The sequence below is a fragment of the Amycolatopsis sp. NPDC003861 genome (assembly GCF_053605405.1).
In genome coordinates this window covers 1-20,092 of the sequence record NZ_JBSGJD010000189.1, presented here as the reverse complement: position 1 = coordinate 20,092, position 20,092 = coordinate 1, and the positions used below count along the sequence as shown (strand labels likewise).

Below are 20,092 nucleotides of genomic sequence, written 5' to 3'. Positions count from 1 at the left end.
GCGGATTCCCGCGGCCCGCGGCCGCCCACGACCCGGTTGCGGGCCACCGCGACGAGGTCCCCGAGCACCGCGCTCGCGGTCGGCGCGCCGCCCGCGCCCTGGCCGTAGAACATCAGCTCGCCGGCGGCGTCGGCCTCGACGTAGACGGCGTTGAACGCGCCGCCGACGCCGGCCAGCTGGTGGCTGCGCGGGATCATCACCGGGTGCACGCGGGCGGACACCGACTCGACGCCGTCGTCGTCGGTGACCCGCTCGCAGATGGCCAGCAGCTTCACCGTGCGGCCCAGCATCCGGGCCGCGGCGAGGTCGGCGGCGGTGACGTCGGCGATGCCCTCGCGGTGCACGTCCGACGCCGTCACGCGCGTGTGGAAGGCGAGGGAGGCCAGGATCGCGGCCTTCGACGCGGCGTCGTAGCCGTCGACGTCGGCGGTCGGGTCGGCCTCGGCGTATCCGAGCCGGCTGGCCTCGTCGAGCGTCTCGGCGTAGCCGGCGCCGGTCGAGTCCATCGCCGACAGGATGTAGTTCGTGGTGCCGTTGACGATCCCCATCACGCGGGTGATCCGGTCACCGGCGAGGGATTCGCGCAGCGGGCGCAGCAGCGGGATCGCCCCGGCCACCGCGGCCTCGAAGTACAGGTCGGCGCCCGCGGCGTCGGCCGCCTCGAACAGGTCGGCGGAGTGCTCGGCCAGCAGCGCCTTGTTCGCCGTGACGACGGACTTGCCCGCCTTCAGCGCGGCGAGCAGCCAGCCGCGGACCGGCTCGATGCCGCCGACCAGCTCGACCACGACGTCGACGTCTTCGCTGGTGACGAGCTGCTCGACGTCGGCGGTCAGCAGCTCCGGCGGCAGCTCGGGGTGCTTGTCCGGGCGGCGGACGGCGATGCCGGCCAGCTCGACCGGCGCGCCGGCGCGGGCGGCCAGTTCGCCGGCCTGCTCGGTGAGCAGCCGGGCGACCTCGCCGCCGACGGTCCCGCAGCCGAGCAGCGCGACCCTGATCGGACGTCGTTCCGGGGCAGACACGGTGTTTCAGACCTCCAGGCGCAGCATGTCGTCGGTCGTCTCCCGCCGCAGCAGCAGCCGGGAGCTGCCGTTGCGCACGGCGACCACGGCCGGGCGGGGCATCCGGTTGTACGTGCTCGCCATCGAGTAGCAGTACGCGCCGGTCGCCGCGACCGCCAGCAGGTCGCCGGGAGCCAGCGTGTCGGGCAGCCAGCAGTCTCGTACGACGATGTCGCCGGATTCACAGTGTTTTCCCACGACCCGGGACAGCACGGCCTGCACCGGCTGTTCGTTGTCGCCCGCGGAGCGGGAAACGACCCGGACGTCGTACACGGCGTCGTAGAGCGCGGTCCGGATGTTGTCGCTCATCCCGCCGTCGACGCTGACGTACCGCCGCGCCGACTCGTCGCCGAGCGAGACGTCCTTGATGGTGCCGACCTCGTAGAGCGTGATCGTGCCGGGACCGGCGATCGCGCGGCCCGGCTCGCCGGCGATCCGCGGCACCGGCAGGCCCGCGTACGCGCACTCTTTGCGGACGATCTCGCGGATCTGCGTGATCATCTGCGCGGGTGGCGGCGGGTTGTCCTTCTCGGTGTAGGCGATGCCGAAGCCGCCGCCGAGGTCGACCAGGCTCAGCTGGTCCAGCAGCTCGGGACCGTGCTCCTTGGCCAGGTCGGCGAGCAGCCCGACGACGCGGCGGGCGGCGACCTCGAAGCCGTCGGCGTCGAAGATCTGCGAGCCGATGTGGCTGTGCAGGCCGACGAGCTTGAGCGAGCGCGCGTTGAGCACCCGGCGGACCGCCTCGGCGGCGTCCCCGCCGGCCAGGGAGAACCCGAACTTCTGGTCCTCGTGGGCGGTCGCGATGAACTCGTGGGTGTGCGCCTCGACGCCGACGGTGACCCGGATCAGCACCGGCTGCACGACGTCGTGGCGCGCGGCGATGTCGGCCAGCCGGGCGATCTCGAAGTAGGAGTCGAGCACGACCGTGCCGACCCCGGCGACGACCGCGGCTTCGAGCTCGGCGGGCGACTTGTTGTTGCCGTGGAAGGTGATCCGCTCGGGCGGGAAGTCCGCGCGCTGCGCCACGGCGAGCTCGCCGCCGCTGCAGACGTCCAGGCTCAGCCCCTGCTCGGCCACCCAGCGGGCGATCTCGATGGAGAGGAAGGCCTTGGACGCGTAGTGCACGAGCGACGGGTCGTCGAACGCCTCGGCGTAGTCCGCGCACCGCGACTTGAAGTCGGCTTCGTCGACGACGAACAGCGGCGTGCCGTGCTGCTCGGCGAGCTCGCGGACGTCGACGCCGGCGATCCGGACGACGCCGTCGGCGGCGCGGAAGGTGTTGCGCGGCCACACTTTCGCGGGCAGCTTGTCGAGCTCCTCGACCCCGGACGGCTGGAGCCCGGAGGTGTCGGCGTGGGGGTAGACGTCGGCGTGCCTGGGGCCCGCGGGGTGCGCCATTTCTTACATCCGTTCCGGAGCGGAGACACCGAGGAGGGCGAGGCCGTTCGCCAGGACCTGGCGGGCGGCTTCGCACAGCGCGAGCCGGGCGTGCGTCAGAGGGGTCGCCTCTTCGTCGCCCATGGGCAGCACGCGGCCCACGGTGTAGAACTTGTGGTAGGCGCCCGCGAGTTCTTCGAGGTAGCGCGCGATCCGGTGCGGCTCCCGCATATCGGCGGCGCGGCGCACGGTTTCCGGGAATTCGCCGATGGTGCGGATCAGGTCGCCCTCGGCGGGCAGCGTCAGGAGTCCGAAGTCGACGTCCGAAGTGGACTTGATGCCGAGGTCGGCCGCGTTGCGCTGCAGGGACGCCAGCCGCGCGTGGGCGTACTGGACGTAGTAGACCGGGTTGTCGTTGGAGTGCTTGCGCAGCAGGTCCAGGTCGACGTCCAAAGTGGAGTCCACCGAGTAGCGGATCAGCTCGTAGCGGGCCGGGTCGACGCCGACGGCCTCGACCAGGTCCTCCATGGTGATCACGGTGCCGGCGCGCTTGGACATCCGCACCGGCTTGCCGTCGCTGACCAGGTTGACCATCTGGCCGATCAGCACCTCGACCGTCGCCGGGTCGTCGCCGAACGCGGCGGCCGCGGCCTTGAGGCGGGCGATGTAGCCGTGGTGGTCCGCGCCGAGCATGTAGATGCACAGGTCGAAGCCGCGGTTGCGCTTGTCCTTGAAGTAGGCCAGGTCGCCGGCGATGTAGGCCGGGTTGCCGTCCTGCTTGATGACGACGCGGTCCTTGTCGTCGCCGTACTCCTTGGACTTCAGCCACCAGGCGCCGTCTTCGAAGTAGAGGTTGCCGGAGTCCTTGAGCTCCTGGACGGCGGCGTCGACCGCGCCGGACTTGTGCAGCGAGTCCTCGTGGAAGTAGACGTCGAAGTCGGTGCCGAACTCGTGCAGGCTGGACTTGATCTCGCCGAACATCAGCTCGATGCCGATCCGGCGGAACGTCTCGTGGCGCTGCTCCTCCGGCAGCGACAGCGCGCTCGGCTCGGCCTTGATGACCTCGGCGGCGATGTCGTTGATGTAGCCGCCCGCGTAGCCGTCCTCCGGCGCGGGCTCGCCCTTCGCGGCGGCGATCAGCGACCGGACGAACCGGTCGATCTGGGCGCCGGCGTCGTTGAAGTAGTACTCGCGCGTGACGTCGCCGCCCTGCGCGCCCAGCACGCGGCCCAGCGCGTCGCCGACCGCGGCCCAGCGCGTGCCGCCCAGGTGGATCGGGCCGGTCGGGTTCGCGGAGACGAACTCGAGGTTGATCTTCGTGCCGGCCAGCGCGTCGCCGCGGCCGTACGCGGCGCCGGCGTCGAGCACCTGGCGCACGATGTCACCCTGCGCGGCGGCGGCGAGCCGGAAGTTGAGGAAACCGGGGCCGGCGACCTCGGCCGAGGCGACGCCGTCGTCCGCCGAGACCGCCTCGGCGAGCGCTTCGGCGAAGTCGCGCGGCTTGAGGCCGGCCTTCTTGGCCACCTGGAGGGCGAGGTTCGTCGCGTAATCGCCGTGTTCGGGGTTGCGCGGGCGTTCGATGGTCACCTGCTCCGGCAGCACGGTGTCGTCGATGCCGCGTGCGGCGAGCACCTGCACGGCGGAGCTGCGGACCAGGTCGGCGAGAGCGGCGGGAGTCACTTGCCGAATTCTAGGTGTGCCCTGGTCGGGGGCTTTCATCGGTCTCGGGGATGTCACGGTGAGTGGGTTCGTGAGGCGTTAACGGTGATCAGACGCGTGGTCTCTACACTGGCCCGGGCGGGAATCCGTCCGCAGCCACCAGAGGGAGAACGCGGGAGCCATGGCGAACGGGACAACTCGGAAAAAGGGGTCGGCGGTGAAGGCGGCCCGCGGTTCCGTGGTGAGCAAGAAGGGGACGCCGTGGGGCACGATCGTCGCCGTCGTCGCCGTCGTGGCGCTGGCCGCCTCGGTGATCATCTACTACATGGTGCAGTCCGCGCCGAAGCGTGAGCAGGCCGACCGCGAGGCCGCCGCCGCTTCGTTCGCGCCGTCCGCCCAGGACCCCGATCCCTCGAAGCGCATCCCGGGCGTGGTGACCGCGACCTACACCGGCAGCGTCCACGTGCTCCCGACCGAGCGCGTCGCCTACGACAAGACCCCGCCGTTCGGCGGCCCGCACGACCAGACCTGGGCCACCTGCACCGGCACCGTATACCCGACCGCCGTCCGCACCGAGAACATGGTGCACGCGCTGGAGCACGGCGCCGTCTGGATCGCCTACAACCCGCAGCAGATCTCGGGTGACGCGCTCAACCTGCTGAGCGTCCGCGCCAAGGGCAAGCCGTACACGATGATGTCGCCGTACCCGGGCCTGGACAAGCCGATCTCGCTGCAGTCGTGGGGCCACCAGCTGAAGCTGGACGACGCCAACGACCCGCGGATCGACGAGTTCATCGCGGCGCTGCGCAGCAACCCGAACGGCGTGTACCCCGAGGTGGGCGCGTCCTGCGACGCGGTCCCGGGCCAGTTCGACCCGGACAACCCGCCGCCGTTCGACGCGTCGAAGCCGGGCCCGGACGCGAAGCCGATGGACTACAAGGGCAGCACCGCCGCCCAGGGTGAGAACGGCATGCCGGCCTCGTCCGCTCCCGCGTCCGCCCCCGCTTCCCCGACACCGACGAAGTGATGACCGAAGCCGACCTCGACACCGAGCAGCCGACCTGGTCACGCTGGGTGATCATCGGCGGGACACTGCTGGCGGTCCTGCTGATCGGCGCGACGGCGGGGATGTTCCTGACCCGCGCCATCGACGACGACCCGGCGGCCGCGGTGCCGGCCGCCGGGTCGGTCGAGGTCGGCTTCGCCCAGGACATGTCGACGCACCACCTCCAGGCGGTGACGATGGCGGGCATCGCCCGCGACCGCACGACCGACCCGGAGATCAAGCAGCTGTCGTTCGACATCGAGCGGACGCAGCTCGAGCAGGTCGGCCGGATGAAGGGCTGGCTCATGCTGTGGGACCGGCCCGAGCAGCCGATCGGCGCCCCGATGCAGTGGATGACCGAACCGATGTCGGGCCACGACGGCATGTCGATGGCCCCGTCTTCGATCAACCCGGCGGGTGGGCCGCTGATGCCGGGCATGGCGACCGACCAGGAGCTTTCCAAGCTGCGCTCGCTGTCGGGCCGCGCGTTCGACGTCTTCTTCCTGCAGCTGATGTTGCGCCACCACCAGGGCGGGACGTCGATGGCCCAGTACGCGGCCGCGCATTCCACGCTGCCGGCGTTGAAGGCGCTGGTGAACAGCATCCTGGCGTCGCAGGGCGCGGAGATGGACCAGATCAAGCTGATGCTTTCGGGGCGGGGAGCCCAGCCGCTGCCCGCTTAGTTACCAGCTGAGCTCCTGGCAGCGGCGGGCACACGACGGCGCCTCCACCTGCAGGGTCGCGTGCTGGATCGCGTACCGCGAAGACAGCAGGTCCTGCGCTTCCGTCAGCACGTCCGACTGCTTCGCCGGGGGCGCCAGCGTGAGGTGCGCCGAAGCCACCTCCATGCCCGAGGTCAGCGTCCAGACGTGCAGGTCGTGCACGTCCGCCACGCCCGGCAGCGCCGAGAGCTCCGCGTTGATCGCTCCGACGTCGACACCCTGGGGCGCGTGCTGGAACAGGATGCGCAGCGCGCGGCGGGCCAGCGTCCACGTGCGGGGCAGCACCCACAGCCCGATCGCGACACCGATGATCGGGTCGGCGTAGCGCCAGCCCGTCAGCAGCGTCACCGCGCCGCTGACCAGGACGCCGACCGAGCCGATCAGGTCGGCCAGGACCTCGAGGTACGCGCCGCGGACGTTGATGCTCTCCTTCGCGCCTGCGCGCAGCACCGCGAACGACACCAGGTTGGCCACCAGGCCGGCCGCCGCGGCCAGCAGGACCGGGAGGCCCGGGACCGCCGGCGGGTCACCGATGCGGCCGATCGCCTCGATCAGGACGTAGCCTGCGACGCCGAACAGCAGCAGCGCGTTGGCCAGCGCGGCCAGCACCTCCGCGCGGTAGAGGCCGAACGTGCGGCCGACCGTCGGGCCACTGCGCCGCGCCAGCATGATCGCGGCCAGGGCCATCGCCACACCGAGGACGTCGGTGAACATGTGGGCGGCGTCCGACATCAGGGCCAGCGAGCCGGTCGCCAGGCTGACGGCGAACTCGAGCACCATGAACCCGGCGCCGATGCCCAGGGCGATGGCCAGCCCCCGCACGTGACGTCCCGACGCGCTCGCCGGCGCGACCGCGTGCCCGTGGCCGTGTCCCTGACCCATTCCGCCTCCGTTCCCGGTTTGCCGTCGGGCCAAACATATAGTCGGATGCGCATATATGCAACAGAGGGCAGCCTAAGTTCACCCATCCGCAAGCTACCCCGCGCGGCGGGGCCACCCAATCCACCACCCGGGGTTTCCCGCCAGGCGGACTCGTCACGCTTCGGCGTCGACCATCGGGGTGAGCGGCCGGCTCGCCTAACGCACCAGCCGGAAGAAGCCGCGCACCTGGTCGACGAACAGGCCGGGCTGCTCCATCGCGGCGAAGTGCCCGCCGACGGGCAATTCCTCGAACCACCGCAGATCGGTGTAGCGCTGCTCGGCCTGCCGCCGCGACGGCCGGACGATCTCCTTGGGGAACACCGAAACGCCCGCCGGAACGTCCACAGTGGAGAGGTCGCGGTCGTTGTTCTCCCAGTACATCCGGGCCGAAGAGGCCGCGGTCGCGGTGAACCAGTAGACGGAGATGTCGTCCAGGATGCGCTGCCGGTCGACGGCGTCCTCCGGGTGCCCCTTGTGGTCGGTCCAGGCCCAGAACTTCTCGACGATCCAGGCGGCCTGGCCGGCGGGCGAGTCGGTGAGGCCGTAGCCGAGCGTCTGCGGCCGGGTGCCCTGCTGGGCGGAGTAGCCGCTGCCGCTCCGCCGGAACTCCTGCAGATCGGCCAGCGCCCGGCTCTCCGCGGGCGTCGGATCGTCGACGTCCATCCGCACGGGCGCGAAGTTGACGTGCACCCCGGCAACGCGGCCGGACCGCGCGAGCGCGTTGGTGATGGAGGCGCCCCAATCGCCGCCCTGGGCGCCGTAGCGGTCATAGCCGAGTTCCTGCATGAGCGAGTCCCACAGCTCGGCAACCCGCGGGATCTTCAGCGCGGGCTTGTCGCTCCACCCGAACCCGGGCAGCGACGGCGCGACGACATGGAAGGCATCGGCGGGATCGCCCCCGTGCTTGACGGGATCGGTGAGCGGCCCGAGGACGTCGAGGAATTCGAGAACGGACCCGGGCCACCCGTGGGTCAGCACGAGCGGCAGCGCATCGGCCTCGGGTGACCGGACGTGCAGGAAGTGCAGGCCGACCCCGTCGACGGTGGCCCGGAACTGCGGAAAGGCGTTGAGCCGCCGGGCGAACCCGAAGTCGTATTCTTCGCCCCAGTCGCGGCAGAGCTCGCGCACGTAGGCGAGCGGAACCCCCTGCGACCAGTCATCGACGGTCTCGGGCTCGGGCCACCGCGTCCGCCGCAGCCGCTCCCGCAGATCGGCGACATCGCCCTCATCGAGAGCTACCTGGAACGGCTCGGCCATCTCGGCTCCTTCAGGTGGGCCTCCCACGCTAGCGACGTCCGGTCGAAAGGATCAACTTGCCGGCGCTGACCTGGGCGTTCGTCAGTCCGACCACCTGCGGGAGGGAGGCGGCGGGGCATGCGCTAAGCTTTCGGAGTCGCCCAGCGATGGGCCCTCGTAGCTCAGGGGATAGAGCACTGCCCTCCGGAGGCAGGTGTCGCAGGTTCGAATCCTGCCGAGGGCACGTTCTTTTACTCCCGCCAATCGGCCCCTACCAGCGAGAACGCGGTAGGGGCCGATTCGCGTCTCACCCGGTCGGCTGCGGCCGGGGCCGGCTGGGAAGCGCCGTGGTGTCACGGGAGTTCGCGCAGCGCGGCGACCGGGCATGAGGTGACAGCGGCGCGGGCGGCGGCTATCTGCTCCGGCGGGATGTCGGTGCCTTCGAAGCGGTGGACGAGTTCGGCCTCGTCGTCGAGGTCGAAGATCGCGGGCGCCTGTTCGGTGCACAGGCCGTGGCCTTCGCAGCGGTCGTAGTCGGCGGAGATCTGCACCGGTTTCCCCTTTCAGGCCGGGATGAGTTCGAGCGGGAGCCGCCCGAGGCGGTGGATGATGTTGTTGCGCGCCCACTCGGGTGGGCCGGTCGGCTCGATCCTCTCGACGCGGGCCACGAGTGCGCGCAGCATTGCCTGGGTTTCCAAGCGGGCGAGGCCCTGTCCGGCGCAGCCGTGTGTGCCGCGGCCGAAGCCGAGCTGGCGGGCCGCGTCGCGGCGGATGTCGAACGTGTCCGGGTTTTCCCACTCCAGCGCGTCGCGGTTGGCGGAGGCGTAGACGACGAGGACACGGGCGCCTGCGGGCAACGGCGTGCCGGCCACCTCGGTGTCGCGCGCGACCTTGCGGCTGAACGCGCGCAACGGCGATTCGTAGCGGACGATCTCGTTGACCGCGTTGGGGATCAGGCCCGGGTCGTCCTTGAGGAGCTGCCACTGGCCGGGGTGGGTGGCGAACAGGTGCAGGGCGCTCGCGATCGCGCTGAGGGTGGTGTCCAGGGACGGCGCGAGGTAGTCGATCATCAGCGCCGGGCACTCGGCGTGGGTGAGTTCGCCCGCGTCGGCCGCGCGCAGCAGGTCGTCGCCCATGCTGCCCGGCAACACCTTCCGCCGCTTCGCTACCGTGTGCGCGAACCGCGCCATGCCCAGGCCGGCCGGGACCGCCTGCACCGCCTGGCCGTTCAACGGACCGAGGATGTCGAAGGTGGCCGCGCCCCACCGCAGCAGGTGCTCCCGCCCCTCCACCGGCCAGCCGACGAGGTCGGGGACCACCGCCGCGGGCAGGGCGGCCGCGACTTCGACGCCGTCGACAGTACGTCGGGCGACTGCGGCGTCGACGATCTCGGCCGCCTGGCGTTCCACGACGTCCTTCATCGCGCGCAGGGCCCGGGGCGTGAGCCGGTGGGCGACCAGGGCCCGGCGGCGGGCGTGGTCTTCGCCGTCGCTGTTGAGCGTCGTGCCGCGGGAAAGCCGGTTGGCGACGGGATTGAGGGCGACGCCGTCGCCGGAGACGAAGGTCTTGTCGTCCAGCAGCACGGCCTTGCATTCGGCGTACCGGGGCAGCGCGTAGACGTCGTGCTTGGGCAGCCACACCACCGGACCGAGTTCGCGCAGGTTCGCGTAGTGGGGGTACGGGTCCAGGATCGCTTGCGGCGAATAGACGTCCGGCCGGTACACCGGCACTTCGTGGCGTTGGGGCATCGTTGCTCCTTGTCAGGGGTGCCGGCACCGGGAGAGGCTGTTGCCGGCTCTCAGCACCGTGCCGTCCGGACGGACGACGGCCGCGCCGGTCCGCAGCCAGCGGTGCAGCTCACCGGAGCGCCGGGTGGGGACGAGGACCGCGCCGGACTCGCGGATGGCGGCTCGCTCGGTCTCCGACGGCGTGTTGGTGGTGACGACGGCGAAGCGGCCGTCGACGACGTCGTCGAAGCGGGTCCCGTCGTCGAAGAGGGCATTGGGGCACAGCCGTCCCGCGGCCGTCCGCCCCAGCCTCGGCCGCACGACGAGGTCCGACCGGTGCAGGGCTGGCGTCGCGCTGTCGAGGACGCGGCCGTTCAGGCGCGGCGCGACCACCCGGCGGATGAGGTTGCCGATGCGACCGCCTTCGGTCATGGCCTTGCCGACCAGCACCGCGCGCCGGATCATCGCGCGGGCGTGCGGCTTGCGTTCCACCTCGTAGGTGCCGAGCACGGACGCGGGCAGCGTCCCGTCGAGGACGCCGGCGAGTTTCCAGGCCAGGTTGACGGCGTCGCGCAGCCCGGCGCCCATGCCCTGGCCGATGAACGGCGGCGTGAGGTGGGCGGCGTCGCCGAGCAGGAACACCCGGCGGTCGCGCCACCGGTTCGCGAGCTGCGCGCGGAAGGTGTACTCGGCGACGCGGACGATCTCCAGGTCGCCGGCCGGGATGTCCGCGGTCCACGGCGCGATCAGCGGGTGCAGCCGGCCGAGGTCGCCGAAGTCGCCGGCGGTCTCCCCCGGCAGCAGCCGGAACTCCCAGCGGTAGCGGGTTTTCCCGATGCGCATGTAGGTCGCGGCGCGGCGCGGGTCGCAGACCTGGTACACGCCTTCCCACGCGCCGAGCTCGGCGGTGGTGGCGACGTCGGCCACCAGCCAGCGCTGGTCGAACTTCAGGTCCGCCATCGTCGCGCCGATCGCCGTCCGGGCGAGGCTGTTGGCGCCGTCGCAACCCAGGACGTAGTCGGCGTGGATCGTCTCGCGCGCGCCGGTGCCGCGGTCGGCGGTCTCGACCTGCACGCCGCTCCCGTCCTGCCGGATACCGGTGACCTCGGTATTGCCGCGCACGGTGACGGCGCCGAGCGTCTCCAGGTGGGTGCGGAGCAGGTGCTCCAGGTCGGGTTGGTCGAACATGTTCGCCTCGGGGTAGCCGTGCCGGCCGCCGCCCGGCGAACGGTGGAACTCGGCCAGCACCCGCAGGTCCGGATCGAGCAGCCGCAGCCCGTGGCACGGCCAGGAGATGGCGGTGAACGCCCCGGCCAGCCCGAGCCGCCCGAGGATGCGGTGCACCTCGTCGTCCAGGTGCACCGCGCGGGGCTGCGGGTAGACCGACTCCCAGCGCTCCAGCACCAGGCACTCGACGCCGTACCGGCCGAGCAGCGCCGCGGCGGTCAGCCCGGTCGGGCCCGCGCCGACGATGACGACCGGGACCTTCACGGCGACACCCCGAGGGCCACGAGGTAGCCGGCGACGAGCACCGCGCAGACCAGCGCCGGGACGACGTCGCGGCCACGGTCGCGGTTGCGCACGTGCGTGACGACGGCACCGGCGAGCAGGAGCAGCAGGCCGGCCCCGGCCAGGGCGCCGAGCACCGGCACGGTCAAGCCGAGCAGGAGCCCGGCAGCTCCGGCGATCTCCAGCGCGCCGATGCCGCGGTAGGCCGTGACGGAGAACCCGGCGTGCGCGGCGCGTTCCCGCATGGGTGCGAGCGCGAACAGCTTGGCCGAGCCCAAGAGCAGGAAGACGGCCCCCACGAGGACGGACAGGACGATCATGAGTCTCCCCGGAAGGTCAGACGGGTGGGGACGGTGTAGCGGCCGAGAGTGGCCCTCACCTTCGGTTCGTCCACATCGGACGGAAGGGTGATCGTCGCGGTCACGGTGCCGTCCTCGATCACCGCGTCGACGGTCACTCCGTCGAACGCCGCCAGTGCCTCGGCGATCGCGCGGCGAGCCGCGTCGGCGCGCAACGCGAGCTTGTAGGGCTTGCCGACGTCGGTCATCGGCAAGGCGTCGAGCACGGTGACGGCCTTCGGCGCGGCGGCCCGCTCGGGCACCCGGCCGGCGGCCCAGGCGAGCAGTTCGGCCTCGCTCGCCGTGGCCCCGGGCGCGAGGGTCACGTACGCGACGGGCACCTCGCCGGAATGCTCGTCCGGACGGCCGACCGCGCCGGCCGCGGTCACCTCGGGGTGGGCCAGCAAGGCGTCCTCGACCAGCGCCGGGTCGATGTTGTGGCCGCCGCGGATGATGAGGTCCTTGGCGCGGCCGGCCAGGTGCACGAACCCGTCGGCGTCCAGGCGAGCCAGGTCGCCGGTGGTCAGCCAGCCGTCGCGGAGTTTGCCGAGGCCGTCCAGGACGTACCCGGTTCCGGCACGCCCGACGACGTAGCCGGGGAACACGGTGGGGCCGCTGATGGCCAGCACCCCGGTCTGGCCGTGGGGCAGCTCCTCCCCCGTTTCCGGGTGGACGACCTTCATCCGCTGGTAGGGCAGGCGCTGCCCCACGCTGCCGGGGCGCGGGACGTCGGGGAAGCTGCGCGCGCTGGCGCAGGTGGCTTCGGTCAGCCCGTACCCCTCGACCAGCGTGACGCCGGTGTGGCCCTGGAAGCCCTCCCGGACGGCCGCGGGCAGCGGCGAGGCACCGACCATGGCGTGGCGCAGGCTCGAGATGTCGGCGTCGACCGGGCACTGCGCGAGCACCGCGTACACGGTCGGGACCGCGCTCATCGCCGCGATCCGGTGGTGCTCGACGATCTTCCAGAACTCCCCGTACAGCGCCGGTTCGCGGTAGCCGAGCGGGCCGGCCCACACCGCGTGCTGGCCCTTGAACAGCGGCGCCAGCAGCGTGACGACGAGCGCGTTGACGTGGAACAGCGGCAGCGCCGCGAAGACGACCGAGCCGGGGTCGAGCAGCGAATTCGCCGCGATCATCCACGCGTCGGCGACCTCGTTGGCGTGCGTGTGCGCGGCCAGTTTCGGCGCTCCGGTGGTGCCGCCGGTGTGGAACAACGCGGCCAGGTCCGACGCCACCGGGGGCTCACCGGCGAAGCCGGAAGAGTCCATTGTGGGGGAAAGTTCGGCGAGGTAGCCGATGCGCACCCCTTCGATGGCGGGCAACGCGGCCGGTTCGCCGGTCGCGCCGGTCGGGCGCAGCACGAGGACGACGTCCAGCTCGGCGGCCAGCGTCCGGGCGGTGGCCCAGATTTCCGGCGCGAGTTCCGGTCCGGCCGTGATCAGCACGCGGGCGCCGGACCGGCGGAGCAGTTCGGCGAGGTGGTCGCGGGACAGGCCGCCGTTGAGCGGCGCCGCGATCCCGGCCAGCTGGGCGGCCAGGGTCGCCGGAATCAGGTCGGCGCAGTTGGGCGCCATCACCGCGACCGCGTCGCCGCGCCGGATCCCGAGATCGTGCAGCAGATTGGCGTAGCGGTGGACGTCGGCGAGCAGCTCGCCGAACGTGCGGCGGACGGGCTCGCGCCACCGCGCGGCTTCGGCCAGCACGGTGGTCGCCGGGTGCTCCGGCCACCACGCGGCGGCCCGCCGCAGCAGGGCGTACGTCGACTCCGGCAGACCTCGTTCGGCGAGCGGGACGGCCTCGATCGCGGCCAGGTCGGCGGGCCCGGCGCAGCGCGGCCACAGGGAAGCGCCGGTCATCGCTTGTGCCTCACGACCGTGCGCTGGGTGCCCAGGTCGAGGACACCGTCGTCGGTGGCGACCGACGCTTCGACGACGTCGCCGTCGGCCAGGTACTTCGGATTTCTCGCCTGTCCCTTGAAGAACAGCTTCCACTTCAGCGCCGGGGGCAGCAGCGCGGCGAGCTTCTCCACGGCTTTCGGCGGCGCGGACAACGCGGTGCCGGCCGGTGTTCCGGTCAGCACCAGGTCGCCGGGATCCAGGCGCTGGAACCGGGTCAACGCCCGCAAGGCTTCGAGCGGACGGTAGATCATGTCCTCGCCGACGACCGAGTCCTGCCGGACCGAGCCGTTGACCGACAGCCGCAGCCGCAGGTCGCCGAACCGCTCGAGCTCATCGGCGTCCACCAGCACGAGAGCGGGCCCGGCCGGGGTGAACGTCGGATAGGACTTGGCTTCGTAGAACTGGGTCTGGGGGAGCTGGATGTCACGGGCGGAGACATCGTTGGTCACGACCAGGCCCGCGACGTACTCGCTCAGCGAGGCGATCTCGGTGCCGACCGGGATTTCGCGGCCGATGACCAGCCCGATCTCCACCTCGTAGTCGAGCAGCCGCACGTGCGACGGCTTGACGACGTCGTCGAACGGGCCGCTGATCGAGCCGGAGGTCTTGCGGAAGAACGTCAGCGGCACGGTCTTCGGGTCCATCCCGGAATCCGTGACGTGCGAGGCGAAGTTGGTCATCTGGGCGACGACGCGGCAGGGCGCGGTGACCGGCGAGACCAGGACGAGGTCCTCGACGGAGTCGGTCGCCGGCCCCGCGGCGGCGATCGCCGTGCGGTCGGCGAGCAGCTCGCCGGTGGTCTTCGCGGTCGTGGGGATCTTCGCCGCGCCGTCCGGGGTGGCGAGGTACCAGGCATCGGCGGTGCGCAGGACGGTCGGATTCATGAGCGGGCCACCTTCAGCAGGCCCAGCAGGCGCCGGGCGTCGAATTCGTTGTCTTCGCGCAGCGCGGTGAACATCGCGCGCAGTTCACGCAGGGATTCCTTGCCGGGCTTGACGCCGAGGAAGTCGGCGGTCGCGGGCGGCCCCCACTGGGCCAGCCCGGAGGCGGTCAACGGGGCCCAGCCGGGTTCCAGGGTGCTGTCGAACAGGTCGCCGTCGCTGAAGTGCTCGACCATGAACCCGTCCGGGTCACGCCAGTAGTCGAACAGCTGGCTGCCCTCGATGTGCCGCCCGATGCCCCACGAGTGGTGGTAACCGTGTTCGCGCAGGTACTCGCCGCCCGCGGCCAGCGCGTCGAGGTCGGCGACCTGGTACGCCGAGTGCACGTACCGGTCGGCCGGGCCGAGCAGCAGGGCGAGGGTGTGGTGGTCGGCCGGGGTGGCGCCGCGGTCGCACCGGATGAAGCTCATCACCGGCCCGCGCTCGCGCCGGCCCGGGTGGTACAGGAAGTCGCTGACGATCAGGCCCAGGTGTTCCAGGTACCAGTCCAGCACCGCGCGGTAGCGGGTCGTCTGCAGCACCACGTGCCCGAGCCGCTGCGTCAGCGCCGGTGCTCGCGGCGGGCGTTGCGTGGCGTTGACCCGCCGGGCTTCGTGGCCGAAGTTGAGCACGTGCGGCTCCTGCGGCGGCAGCGCGGGCAGCTCGTGGGTGTCCGAGACGACCCGGACCCGCAGGCCGCTCGGGTCGGGCAGGTCCACGACGACGCCGCCGAGCGTCTCCGGCAGCCGGGCGACCGGCCGCCCGGTGGCTTCGGCCAGCCGCAGGACGTCGCCGGGAGCCGCGGCCAGGAAGGCCGGCCCGAGGAACTTCGACCGGGCGCCCTTGCGGATGAGCACGCACGGCGCGCCGGCGTCGGTGCCGCGCAGGTGCAGCTCGCGGCCGGTGCTGAGCACGGTGGTGAACCCGAAGGCCCGGGCGAACACCTCCGCCCGCTCCAGGTCCGGCTTCTCGAACTCCAGCCACGCCAGGTCGTGCACCTTGACCACCGGGTTCGCGGCCCGGCCGGGATGCTCGCCCGCGAGCGCGCCGCGCTCGCTGTGCAGCCCGCTGTGCGGATCTCCCACGGCTCCTCCAGCCACGTTGATGACGACATCGTCAGTTATGAGTATCTCCTCAGTCAAGAGTTTCTGACGATTTCCTCATCAGTGACGTGCTGGGCTAGGATGCGGCGACGACCAGCGAAGACGGGAGCACGGATGCCGGAGCACGTTCCGAGCCGGCTGGAACGGCGCAAGGCACACACCCGCGCGGCCCTGATCCGGGCGGCCCAAGCCCTCATCGCCGCGGGGAAGACCGCGGTGCCGATCCTGGAGATCACCCGGATCGCAGACGTCGGGATGGGCTCGTTCTACAACCACTTCGAGACGAAGGAGCAGCTCTACCAGGCCGCGGTCGAGGACGCCCTCGACACGCACGGCGCCCTGCTCGACGGGCTGACCACCGGCCTGGACGACCCGGCCCAGGTCTTCGCGCAGAGCTTCCGGCTGACCGGGCGCCTGCACCGCCGGCACCCCGAACTCAGCAAGGTGCTCCTGCACCACGGCTTCGAACTCGCCGGCTCGGAGAGCGGGCTGGCCCCCCGTGCCCGCCGCGACATCGAGGCCGCCGTGCGGACCGGCCGCTTCACCGTGCCGGACACCGAACTCGCCATGGTCACGGTGGCCGGAGCCGCCCTGGGCCTCGGCCACCTGCTGCACCGACGACCCGAGCGCGACGACGCCGCCACGACCGACCAGGTGACCGAGGACGTGCTGCGCATGCTCGGCCTCACCGCCGCCGAAGCCCACGAGGTCTGCGGCCGCCCGCTGCCCGACCTCGACACTTTCGCGACCGGGCCGGGCACCGCCGCCTGAACCGGGCCTCGGGGAAAGCCACGTGGGTATCGCGGCCCTGAAAGCGTTTTCACTGCAGACGACCCGCTTGGCCCACTCGGGCCGCCGCTACCCGGTGCTACCGTCGCCTCACCGGAGATCCCGCTCCCTCTGGGAGCGCTCTCGGATCCGGGTGTCCGACAGTTCTTGCCCGCAAGGAGGCGTGCATGAGTTCGTACGGAAGCATCAAGAAAGCGCTTACAGCAGCCGCCGCGCTGGTCACCGTGGCCGCGCTGGCCCCGCCGTCCGATGCCGCGGCCACCACGCTTTACGTGGCGCCCAACGGCAAGGACTCCGCCGCCGGGACGCAGGCGGATCCGACCACCCTGCCGTCGGCCCTGAGCCGGATCGGGGCCGGTGGCACCATCTCGCTGCGCGGTGGCACCTACTCCTACAGCCAGACCGTCACCATCGCGCCCGCCAACAGCGGGACTTCCAGCGCGCGCAAAACGCTCTCCGCCTACCCCGGCGAGATGCCCGTGCTGAACTTCTCGGCCATGCAGGAAGACCCGGCCAACCGCGGGCTCGCCGTCAACGGCTCCTACTGGCGCGTCGCCGGGATCGTCGTCGAACGCGCCGGGGACAACGGGATCTTCGTCGGCGGGAGCAACAACGTCATCGAACGCGTCGTCACGCGCTTCAACCGCGACTCCGGGCTGCAGATCTCGCGGATCGCGTCGAGCACGCCGAAGGACCAGTGGCCGTCGAACAACCTCGTCGTGAGCTCCGAATCGCACGACAACGCCGATTCCGACGGCGAAGACGCCGACGGGTTCGCCGCGAAGCTCACCGCCGGGCCCGGGAACGTCTTCCGCTACGACGTCTCGCACCACAACATCGACGACGGCTGGGACCTCTACACCAAGACCGACACCGGCCCGATCGGTCCGGTGACCATCGAAGACTCCCTCGCCTACGCCAACGGCACCCTGAGCAACGGCACCGTCAACAAGAACGGCGACCGCAACGGCTACAAGCTCGGCGGCGACAAGATCGCGGTCAACCACATCGTCCGGCGCGACATCGCCTACCGCAACGGCCACCACGGGTTCACCTACAACAGCAATCCCGGTTCGATGTCCGTCTCGGACAACGTCGGCATCGACAACGCCGAGCGCAACTTCTCCTTCGACACCGGGACTTCGGTGTTCCGCAACGACACTTCGTGCCGCTTCGCCGGCGGCGGCTCGAACGACAAGACCGTCGGCAACGTCGACAGTTCGGACCAGTTCTGGACCGGCAAGAACGGGTCCCGGTGCTCGTCCTACGCCGGCACCATGAAGTGGTCCTTCGCCTCCGACGGCCGGCTCGTGGTGACCTTCGGCTGATCGCTACCCGCGGTGACGGCCGTCACCCGATCCTGTCGGAATCCTGTGAACCGGACAGAACTGGCACTCCCGGCTTCCCTCGCGCGTTCTCGGGGTAGGAAGAACGGAGGGGCCATGGGTGCGCTAGGGACGCTGCTCGGGTTCGCGCTGAGCCTGTACCTGCTGGTGCTGGTCGCGCGGATGGTGCTGGACTGGGTCGCGGTGGTGGGCAACACCCCGCCGTGGGCGCGGCGCGCCCGCGGCCTGGCCTACGCCGCGACCGAACCGGTGATCGGGCCGGTGCGGCGGGTCGTGCGGCCGGTGCGGATCGGCGGGATCTCGCTCGACCTGGCCTTCACGCTCGTCTTCATCGGCGTGATCGTGCTGCGGAGCATCGTGTACGCGCTTTAAAGCGTGCCGCGGAAGCTCGAGGACAGCCGGTCGACGCTGCGCTCGAGCTCGGCGCGCAGCCCGCGCAGATCGACGCCGTCGGGGTCGATCAGGGCCTGCATCGAGATCCCGCGCAACTGGGCCAGCAGCGCCGAAGCGTAGGAATCGGGGTCGCGGACACCGGTGATGGACCCGTCCGCGACCCCGCTGGCCACGGTCTGCGCGATGGCGAACCGGAACCGGCGGTCGGCCTCGGTGAGCGCGCCGCGCAGGCCCGAGTACTCCGCCGCCGCGTCGCCCCACAGGGCCAGGAACGCCTGGTTGAGCGTCGGCATCGTGCGGATCAGCTCGAAGATGATGTCCAGCAGCGCGCGGAGCATGTCCATCGGCGTCGCGTTCGCCGATCCGGTCCGGGCCGCGACGGCCTCGCTATAGGCGTCGGTGAACGCCTCGACGGCGTGCTCGACGAGCCGCCGCCCGAGCCCGTCCTTGTCGCCGAAGTACTGGAAGACCACCGAACGCGCGTAGCCGGAGCGGGCGCAGACGCCGCCGATCTTCAACCGGCCGAAGCCCTCTTCGGCGATCAGGTGTGCAGCGGCATCCAGGATGCGTGCCTCGACGACGCCGTCGCCGTCCTCCTGGATCCGGCCTTCGGCGGCGCGGTCCACCCGGGCCATGTTAGCGACTGCAACCGCGGGGCACTGGCCGAGCCGTCAGCGGATCGTGCGAAGACGGTAAGCGGTCGCCCGCAGTCTCGGTGCCGGAAGCCACCGACCCGAGAGGAACCCCCGATGACCACCAGGACCGTGCTCGTTTCCGGGGCCGGCATCGCCGGCCCGTCCGCCGCCCACTGGCTGCACCGCGCCGGCTACCGCGTCACCGTCGTCGAGTCCGCGCCCGCTCTGCGACCCGGGGGCCAGGCCGTCGACTTCCGCGGCGAGCAGGTGAAACTGCTGGCCGCGATGGGGGTGCTCGACGAGATCCGCCGGTACGAGACGGCGATGGGCGAGCAGACCGTGCTCGGCCTCGACGGCCGTCCCGCGCTGACCGTGCCCGGCGCCGCCTGGAGCGGCGAGGTCGAGATCCTGCGCGGTGACCTCGCGCGGATCCTCTACGAGCACACCGCGGACCACACCGAATACGTCTTCGGCGATCGCGTCACGAGCCTCACCGAGACGGCGGACGGCGTCGAAGTCACCTTCCGCCACGGCGCACCGCGGACGTTCGACCTGGTCGTCGGGGCCGACGGTGTGCATTCCGGCGTCCGGGCCGCCGCCTTCGGGCCGGAGCAGGACTTCCGGCGCGACCTCGGCTTCGGCATCGCCGGGTTCACCGCGCCCAACCACCTGGGGCTCGACCACACCAGCGTCCTGTACAACGAGCCCGGCCGCGGCCTGATGGTGGGCAGCCACCGGTTGCCGGACCGGCTGCACGTCGGCCTGGTCTTCGCGGCGGACGGCGTCGAGTTCCACCGCCGCACACCCGCCGAGCAGGGTGCGCTGCTCGCGCAGCTGTTCGCGGACACCGGCTGGGAGACGCCGAAGCTGCTCGAAGCGCTGCCCGCGGCGGACGACCTGTACGTCGACTCGATCAGCCAGATCCACCTCGACCGCTGGTCGAAGGGGCGCGTGGTGCTCCTCGGCGACGCCGCCTGGTGCGCCGGGCCGGGCGGATCCGGCACGGGGCTGGCGATGATGGGCGCCCAGGTGCTGGCGGGCGAGCTCGCGGCGGCCGGCGGCGACCACGTGACGGCGTTCGCGAAGTACGAGCAGCGGCTGCGCAAGCCGGCCACGGTCGGGCAGAAGAACGGCAAGGGGTCCGGCAACTTCCTCGCGCCGCGCACGGCCGCGAAGATCCGCAGCCGCAACCGCGCCTACCGGATGCTGAGCACGCGGCTGTTCGGCGGCATCTTCGCCTGGATGACCGATCGCGCGGCCAACGCGCTGGAGTACCGCGAATACCCCGATTCCTCTCATCGGGGGACTCGGCTGGCGACCCGTGGAGTTGCCCCTTGGGGCCGGACACCTTGATTCCAGACGGTGGTCTGGAGGGAGGATGTCCTGGTGTCTCGCAGGTCGAAGTATCCGGAGCAG

At 71.5% G+C, this 20,092-nt stretch carries 19 protein-coding genes and 1 tRNA gene; 7 read left to right on the top strand and 13 right to left on the bottom strand.

Going from position 1 to position 20,092, the window contains the following annotated elements; translation table 11 throughout:
- The 3 genes from ACWEVN_RS34575 to argS all read right to left on the bottom strand — a co-directional run.
- On the bottom strand, positions 1 to 1,019 hold a 1,019-nt coding region (locus ACWEVN_RS34575; protein ID WP_452054072.1), incomplete at its 3' end, for a homoserine dehydrogenase.
- A 6-nt stretch (positions 1,020 to 1,025) separates the two neighbouring features.
- Positions 1,026 to 2,456, bottom strand: coding sequence for a diaminopimelate decarboxylase (gene lysA / locus ACWEVN_RS34570; RefSeq protein WP_452054071.1), 1,431 nt, complete (start codon positions 2,454 to 2,456; stop codon positions 1,026 to 1,028).
- Between the two features lie 3 nt (positions 2,457 to 2,459).
- The gene (gene argS, locus ACWEVN_RS34565; protein WP_452054070.1) at positions 2,460 to 4,115 is read right to left on the bottom strand and encodes an arginine--tRNA ligase; all 1,656 of its coding nucleotides are present in this window, start codon (positions 4,113 to 4,115) and stop codon (positions 2,460 to 2,462) included.
- A 196-nt stretch (positions 4,116 to 4,311) separates the two neighbouring features.
- Between argS and ACWEVN_RS34560 the strand changes: the two genes are divergently transcribed.
- Together ACWEVN_RS34560 and ACWEVN_RS34555 are read left to right on the top strand one after the other, a co-directional pair.
- On the top strand, positions 4,312 to 5,121 hold the full coding sequence (locus ACWEVN_RS34560; protein WP_310967022.1) for a DUF3105 domain-containing protein: 810 nt from the start codon (positions 4,312 to 4,314) through the stop codon (positions 5,119 to 5,121).
- Positions 5,118 to 5,822 carry a DUF305 domain-containing protein gene (locus ACWEVN_RS34555; RefSeq protein ID WP_452054069.1) on the top strand — a complete coding sequence of 235 codons (705 nt, stop codon included), beginning with the start codon at positions 5,118 to 5,120 and terminating at the stop codon, positions 5,820 to 5,822. The genes ACWEVN_RS34560 and ACWEVN_RS34555 overlap by 4 nt, the downstream gene beginning before the upstream one ends.
- On the opposite strand, the gene ACWEVN_RS34550 is transcribed toward ACWEVN_RS34555, so the two are convergent.
- A complete protein-coding gene (locus ACWEVN_RS34550) occupies positions 5,823 to 6,743 on the bottom strand; it encodes a cation diffusion facilitator family transporter (RefSeq protein ID WP_452054068.1) in 921 nt (306 codons plus the stop codon).
- 195 nt (positions 6,744 to 6,938) lie between these two features.
- A complete protein-coding gene (locus ACWEVN_RS34545; RefSeq protein WP_452054067.1) occupies positions 6,939 to 8,039 on the bottom strand; it encodes an epoxide hydrolase family protein in 1,101 nt (366 codons plus the stop codon).
- Between the two features lie 150 nt (positions 8,040 to 8,189).
- On the opposite strand from ACWEVN_RS34545, the gene ACWEVN_RS34540 reads away from it, so the two are divergent.
- A tRNA-Arg gene (locus ACWEVN_RS34540) sits at positions 8,190 to 8,262 on the top strand.
- 109 nt (positions 8,263 to 8,371) lie between these two features.
- Here ACWEVN_RS34540 and ACWEVN_RS34535 read toward each other — a convergent pair.
- The 7 genes from ACWEVN_RS34535 to ACWEVN_RS34505 are packed head-to-tail and all read right to left on the bottom strand — an operon-like array spanning position 8,372 to position 15,495.
- Positions 8,372 to 8,569, bottom strand: a complete 198-nt coding sequence (locus tag ACWEVN_RS34535) for a ferredoxin (protein ID WP_449683498.1) — start codon at positions 8,567 to 8,569, stop codon at positions 8,372 to 8,374.
- A gap of 12 nt (positions 8,570 to 8,581) precedes the next feature.
- On the bottom strand, positions 8,582 to 9,766 hold the full coding sequence (locus ACWEVN_RS34530) for a cytochrome P450 (protein WP_452054066.1): 1,185 nt from the start codon (positions 9,764 to 9,766) through the stop codon (positions 8,582 to 8,584).
- Positions 9,767 to 9,778: 12 nt separating this feature from the next.
- A complete protein-coding gene (gene mhpA, locus ACWEVN_RS34525; protein ID WP_452054065.1) occupies positions 9,779 to 11,236 on the bottom strand; it encodes a bifunctional 3-(3-hydroxy-phenyl)propionate/3-hydroxycinnamic acid hydroxylase MhpA in 1,458 nt (485 codons plus the stop codon).
- Positions 11,233 to 11,574, bottom strand: a complete 342-nt coding sequence (locus ACWEVN_RS34520) for a DoxX family protein (protein WP_449683501.1) — start codon at positions 11,572 to 11,574, stop codon at positions 11,233 to 11,235. Before ACWEVN_RS34520 ends, mhpA begins: the two co-directional genes overlap by 4 nt.
- Positions 11,571 to 13,448, bottom strand: coding sequence for an acyl-CoA synthetase (locus ACWEVN_RS34515; protein ID WP_452054064.1), 1,878 nt, complete (start codon positions 13,446 to 13,448; stop codon positions 11,571 to 11,573). Before ACWEVN_RS34515 ends, ACWEVN_RS34520 begins: the two co-directional genes overlap by 4 nt.
- Entirely contained in the window at positions 13,445 to 14,374 is a 930-nt protein-coding gene (locus tag ACWEVN_RS34510) for a fumarylacetoacetate hydrolase family protein (protein ID WP_452054063.1), read from the bottom strand. Before ACWEVN_RS34510 ends, ACWEVN_RS34515 begins: the two co-directional genes overlap by 4 nt.
- The gene (locus ACWEVN_RS34505; RefSeq protein ID WP_452054062.1) at positions 14,371 to 15,495 is read right to left on the bottom strand and encodes a VOC family protein; all 1,125 of its coding nucleotides are present in this window, start codon (positions 15,493 to 15,495) and stop codon (positions 14,371 to 14,373) included. The genes ACWEVN_RS34510 and ACWEVN_RS34505 overlap by 4 nt, the downstream gene beginning before the upstream one ends.
- Positions 15,496 to 15,627: 132 nt before the next feature.
- Between ACWEVN_RS34505 and ACWEVN_RS34500 the strand changes: the two genes are divergently transcribed.
- From ACWEVN_RS34500 to ACWEVN_RS34490, 3 genes are all read left to right on the top strand, one after another.
- Positions 15,628 to 16,284: a TetR/AcrR family transcriptional regulator gene (locus tag ACWEVN_RS34500; protein ID WP_452054061.1), complete on the top strand. Its 657-nt coding sequence runs from the start codon at positions 15,628 to 15,630 to the stop codon at positions 16,282 to 16,284.
- 185 nt (positions 16,285 to 16,469) lie between these two features.
- Positions 16,470 to 17,630 carry a right-handed parallel beta-helix repeat-containing protein gene (locus tag ACWEVN_RS34495; protein ID WP_452054060.1) on the top strand — a complete coding sequence of 387 codons (1,161 nt, stop codon included), beginning with the start codon at positions 16,470 to 16,472 and terminating at the stop codon, positions 17,628 to 17,630.
- A 114-nt stretch (positions 17,631 to 17,744) separates the two neighbouring features.
- A complete protein-coding gene (locus ACWEVN_RS34490; RefSeq protein WP_176175160.1) occupies positions 17,745 to 18,020 on the top strand; it encodes a YggT family protein in 276 nt (91 codons plus the stop codon).
- Here ACWEVN_RS34490 and ACWEVN_RS34485 read toward each other — a convergent pair.
- Positions 18,017 to 18,676, bottom strand: coding sequence for a TetR/AcrR family transcriptional regulator (locus ACWEVN_RS34485; protein ID WP_449683508.1), 660 nt, complete (start codon positions 18,674 to 18,676; stop codon positions 18,017 to 18,019). The genes ACWEVN_RS34490 and ACWEVN_RS34485 overlap by 4 nt on opposite strands.
- 114 nt (positions 18,677 to 18,790) lie before the next feature.
- On the opposite strand from ACWEVN_RS34485, the gene ACWEVN_RS34480 reads away from it, so the two are divergent.
- Entirely contained in the window at positions 18,791 to 20,029 is a 1,239-nt protein-coding gene (locus ACWEVN_RS34480; protein WP_452054059.1) for an FAD-dependent monooxygenase, read from the top strand.
- Positions 20,030 to 20,092 lie beyond the last annotated feature (63 nt).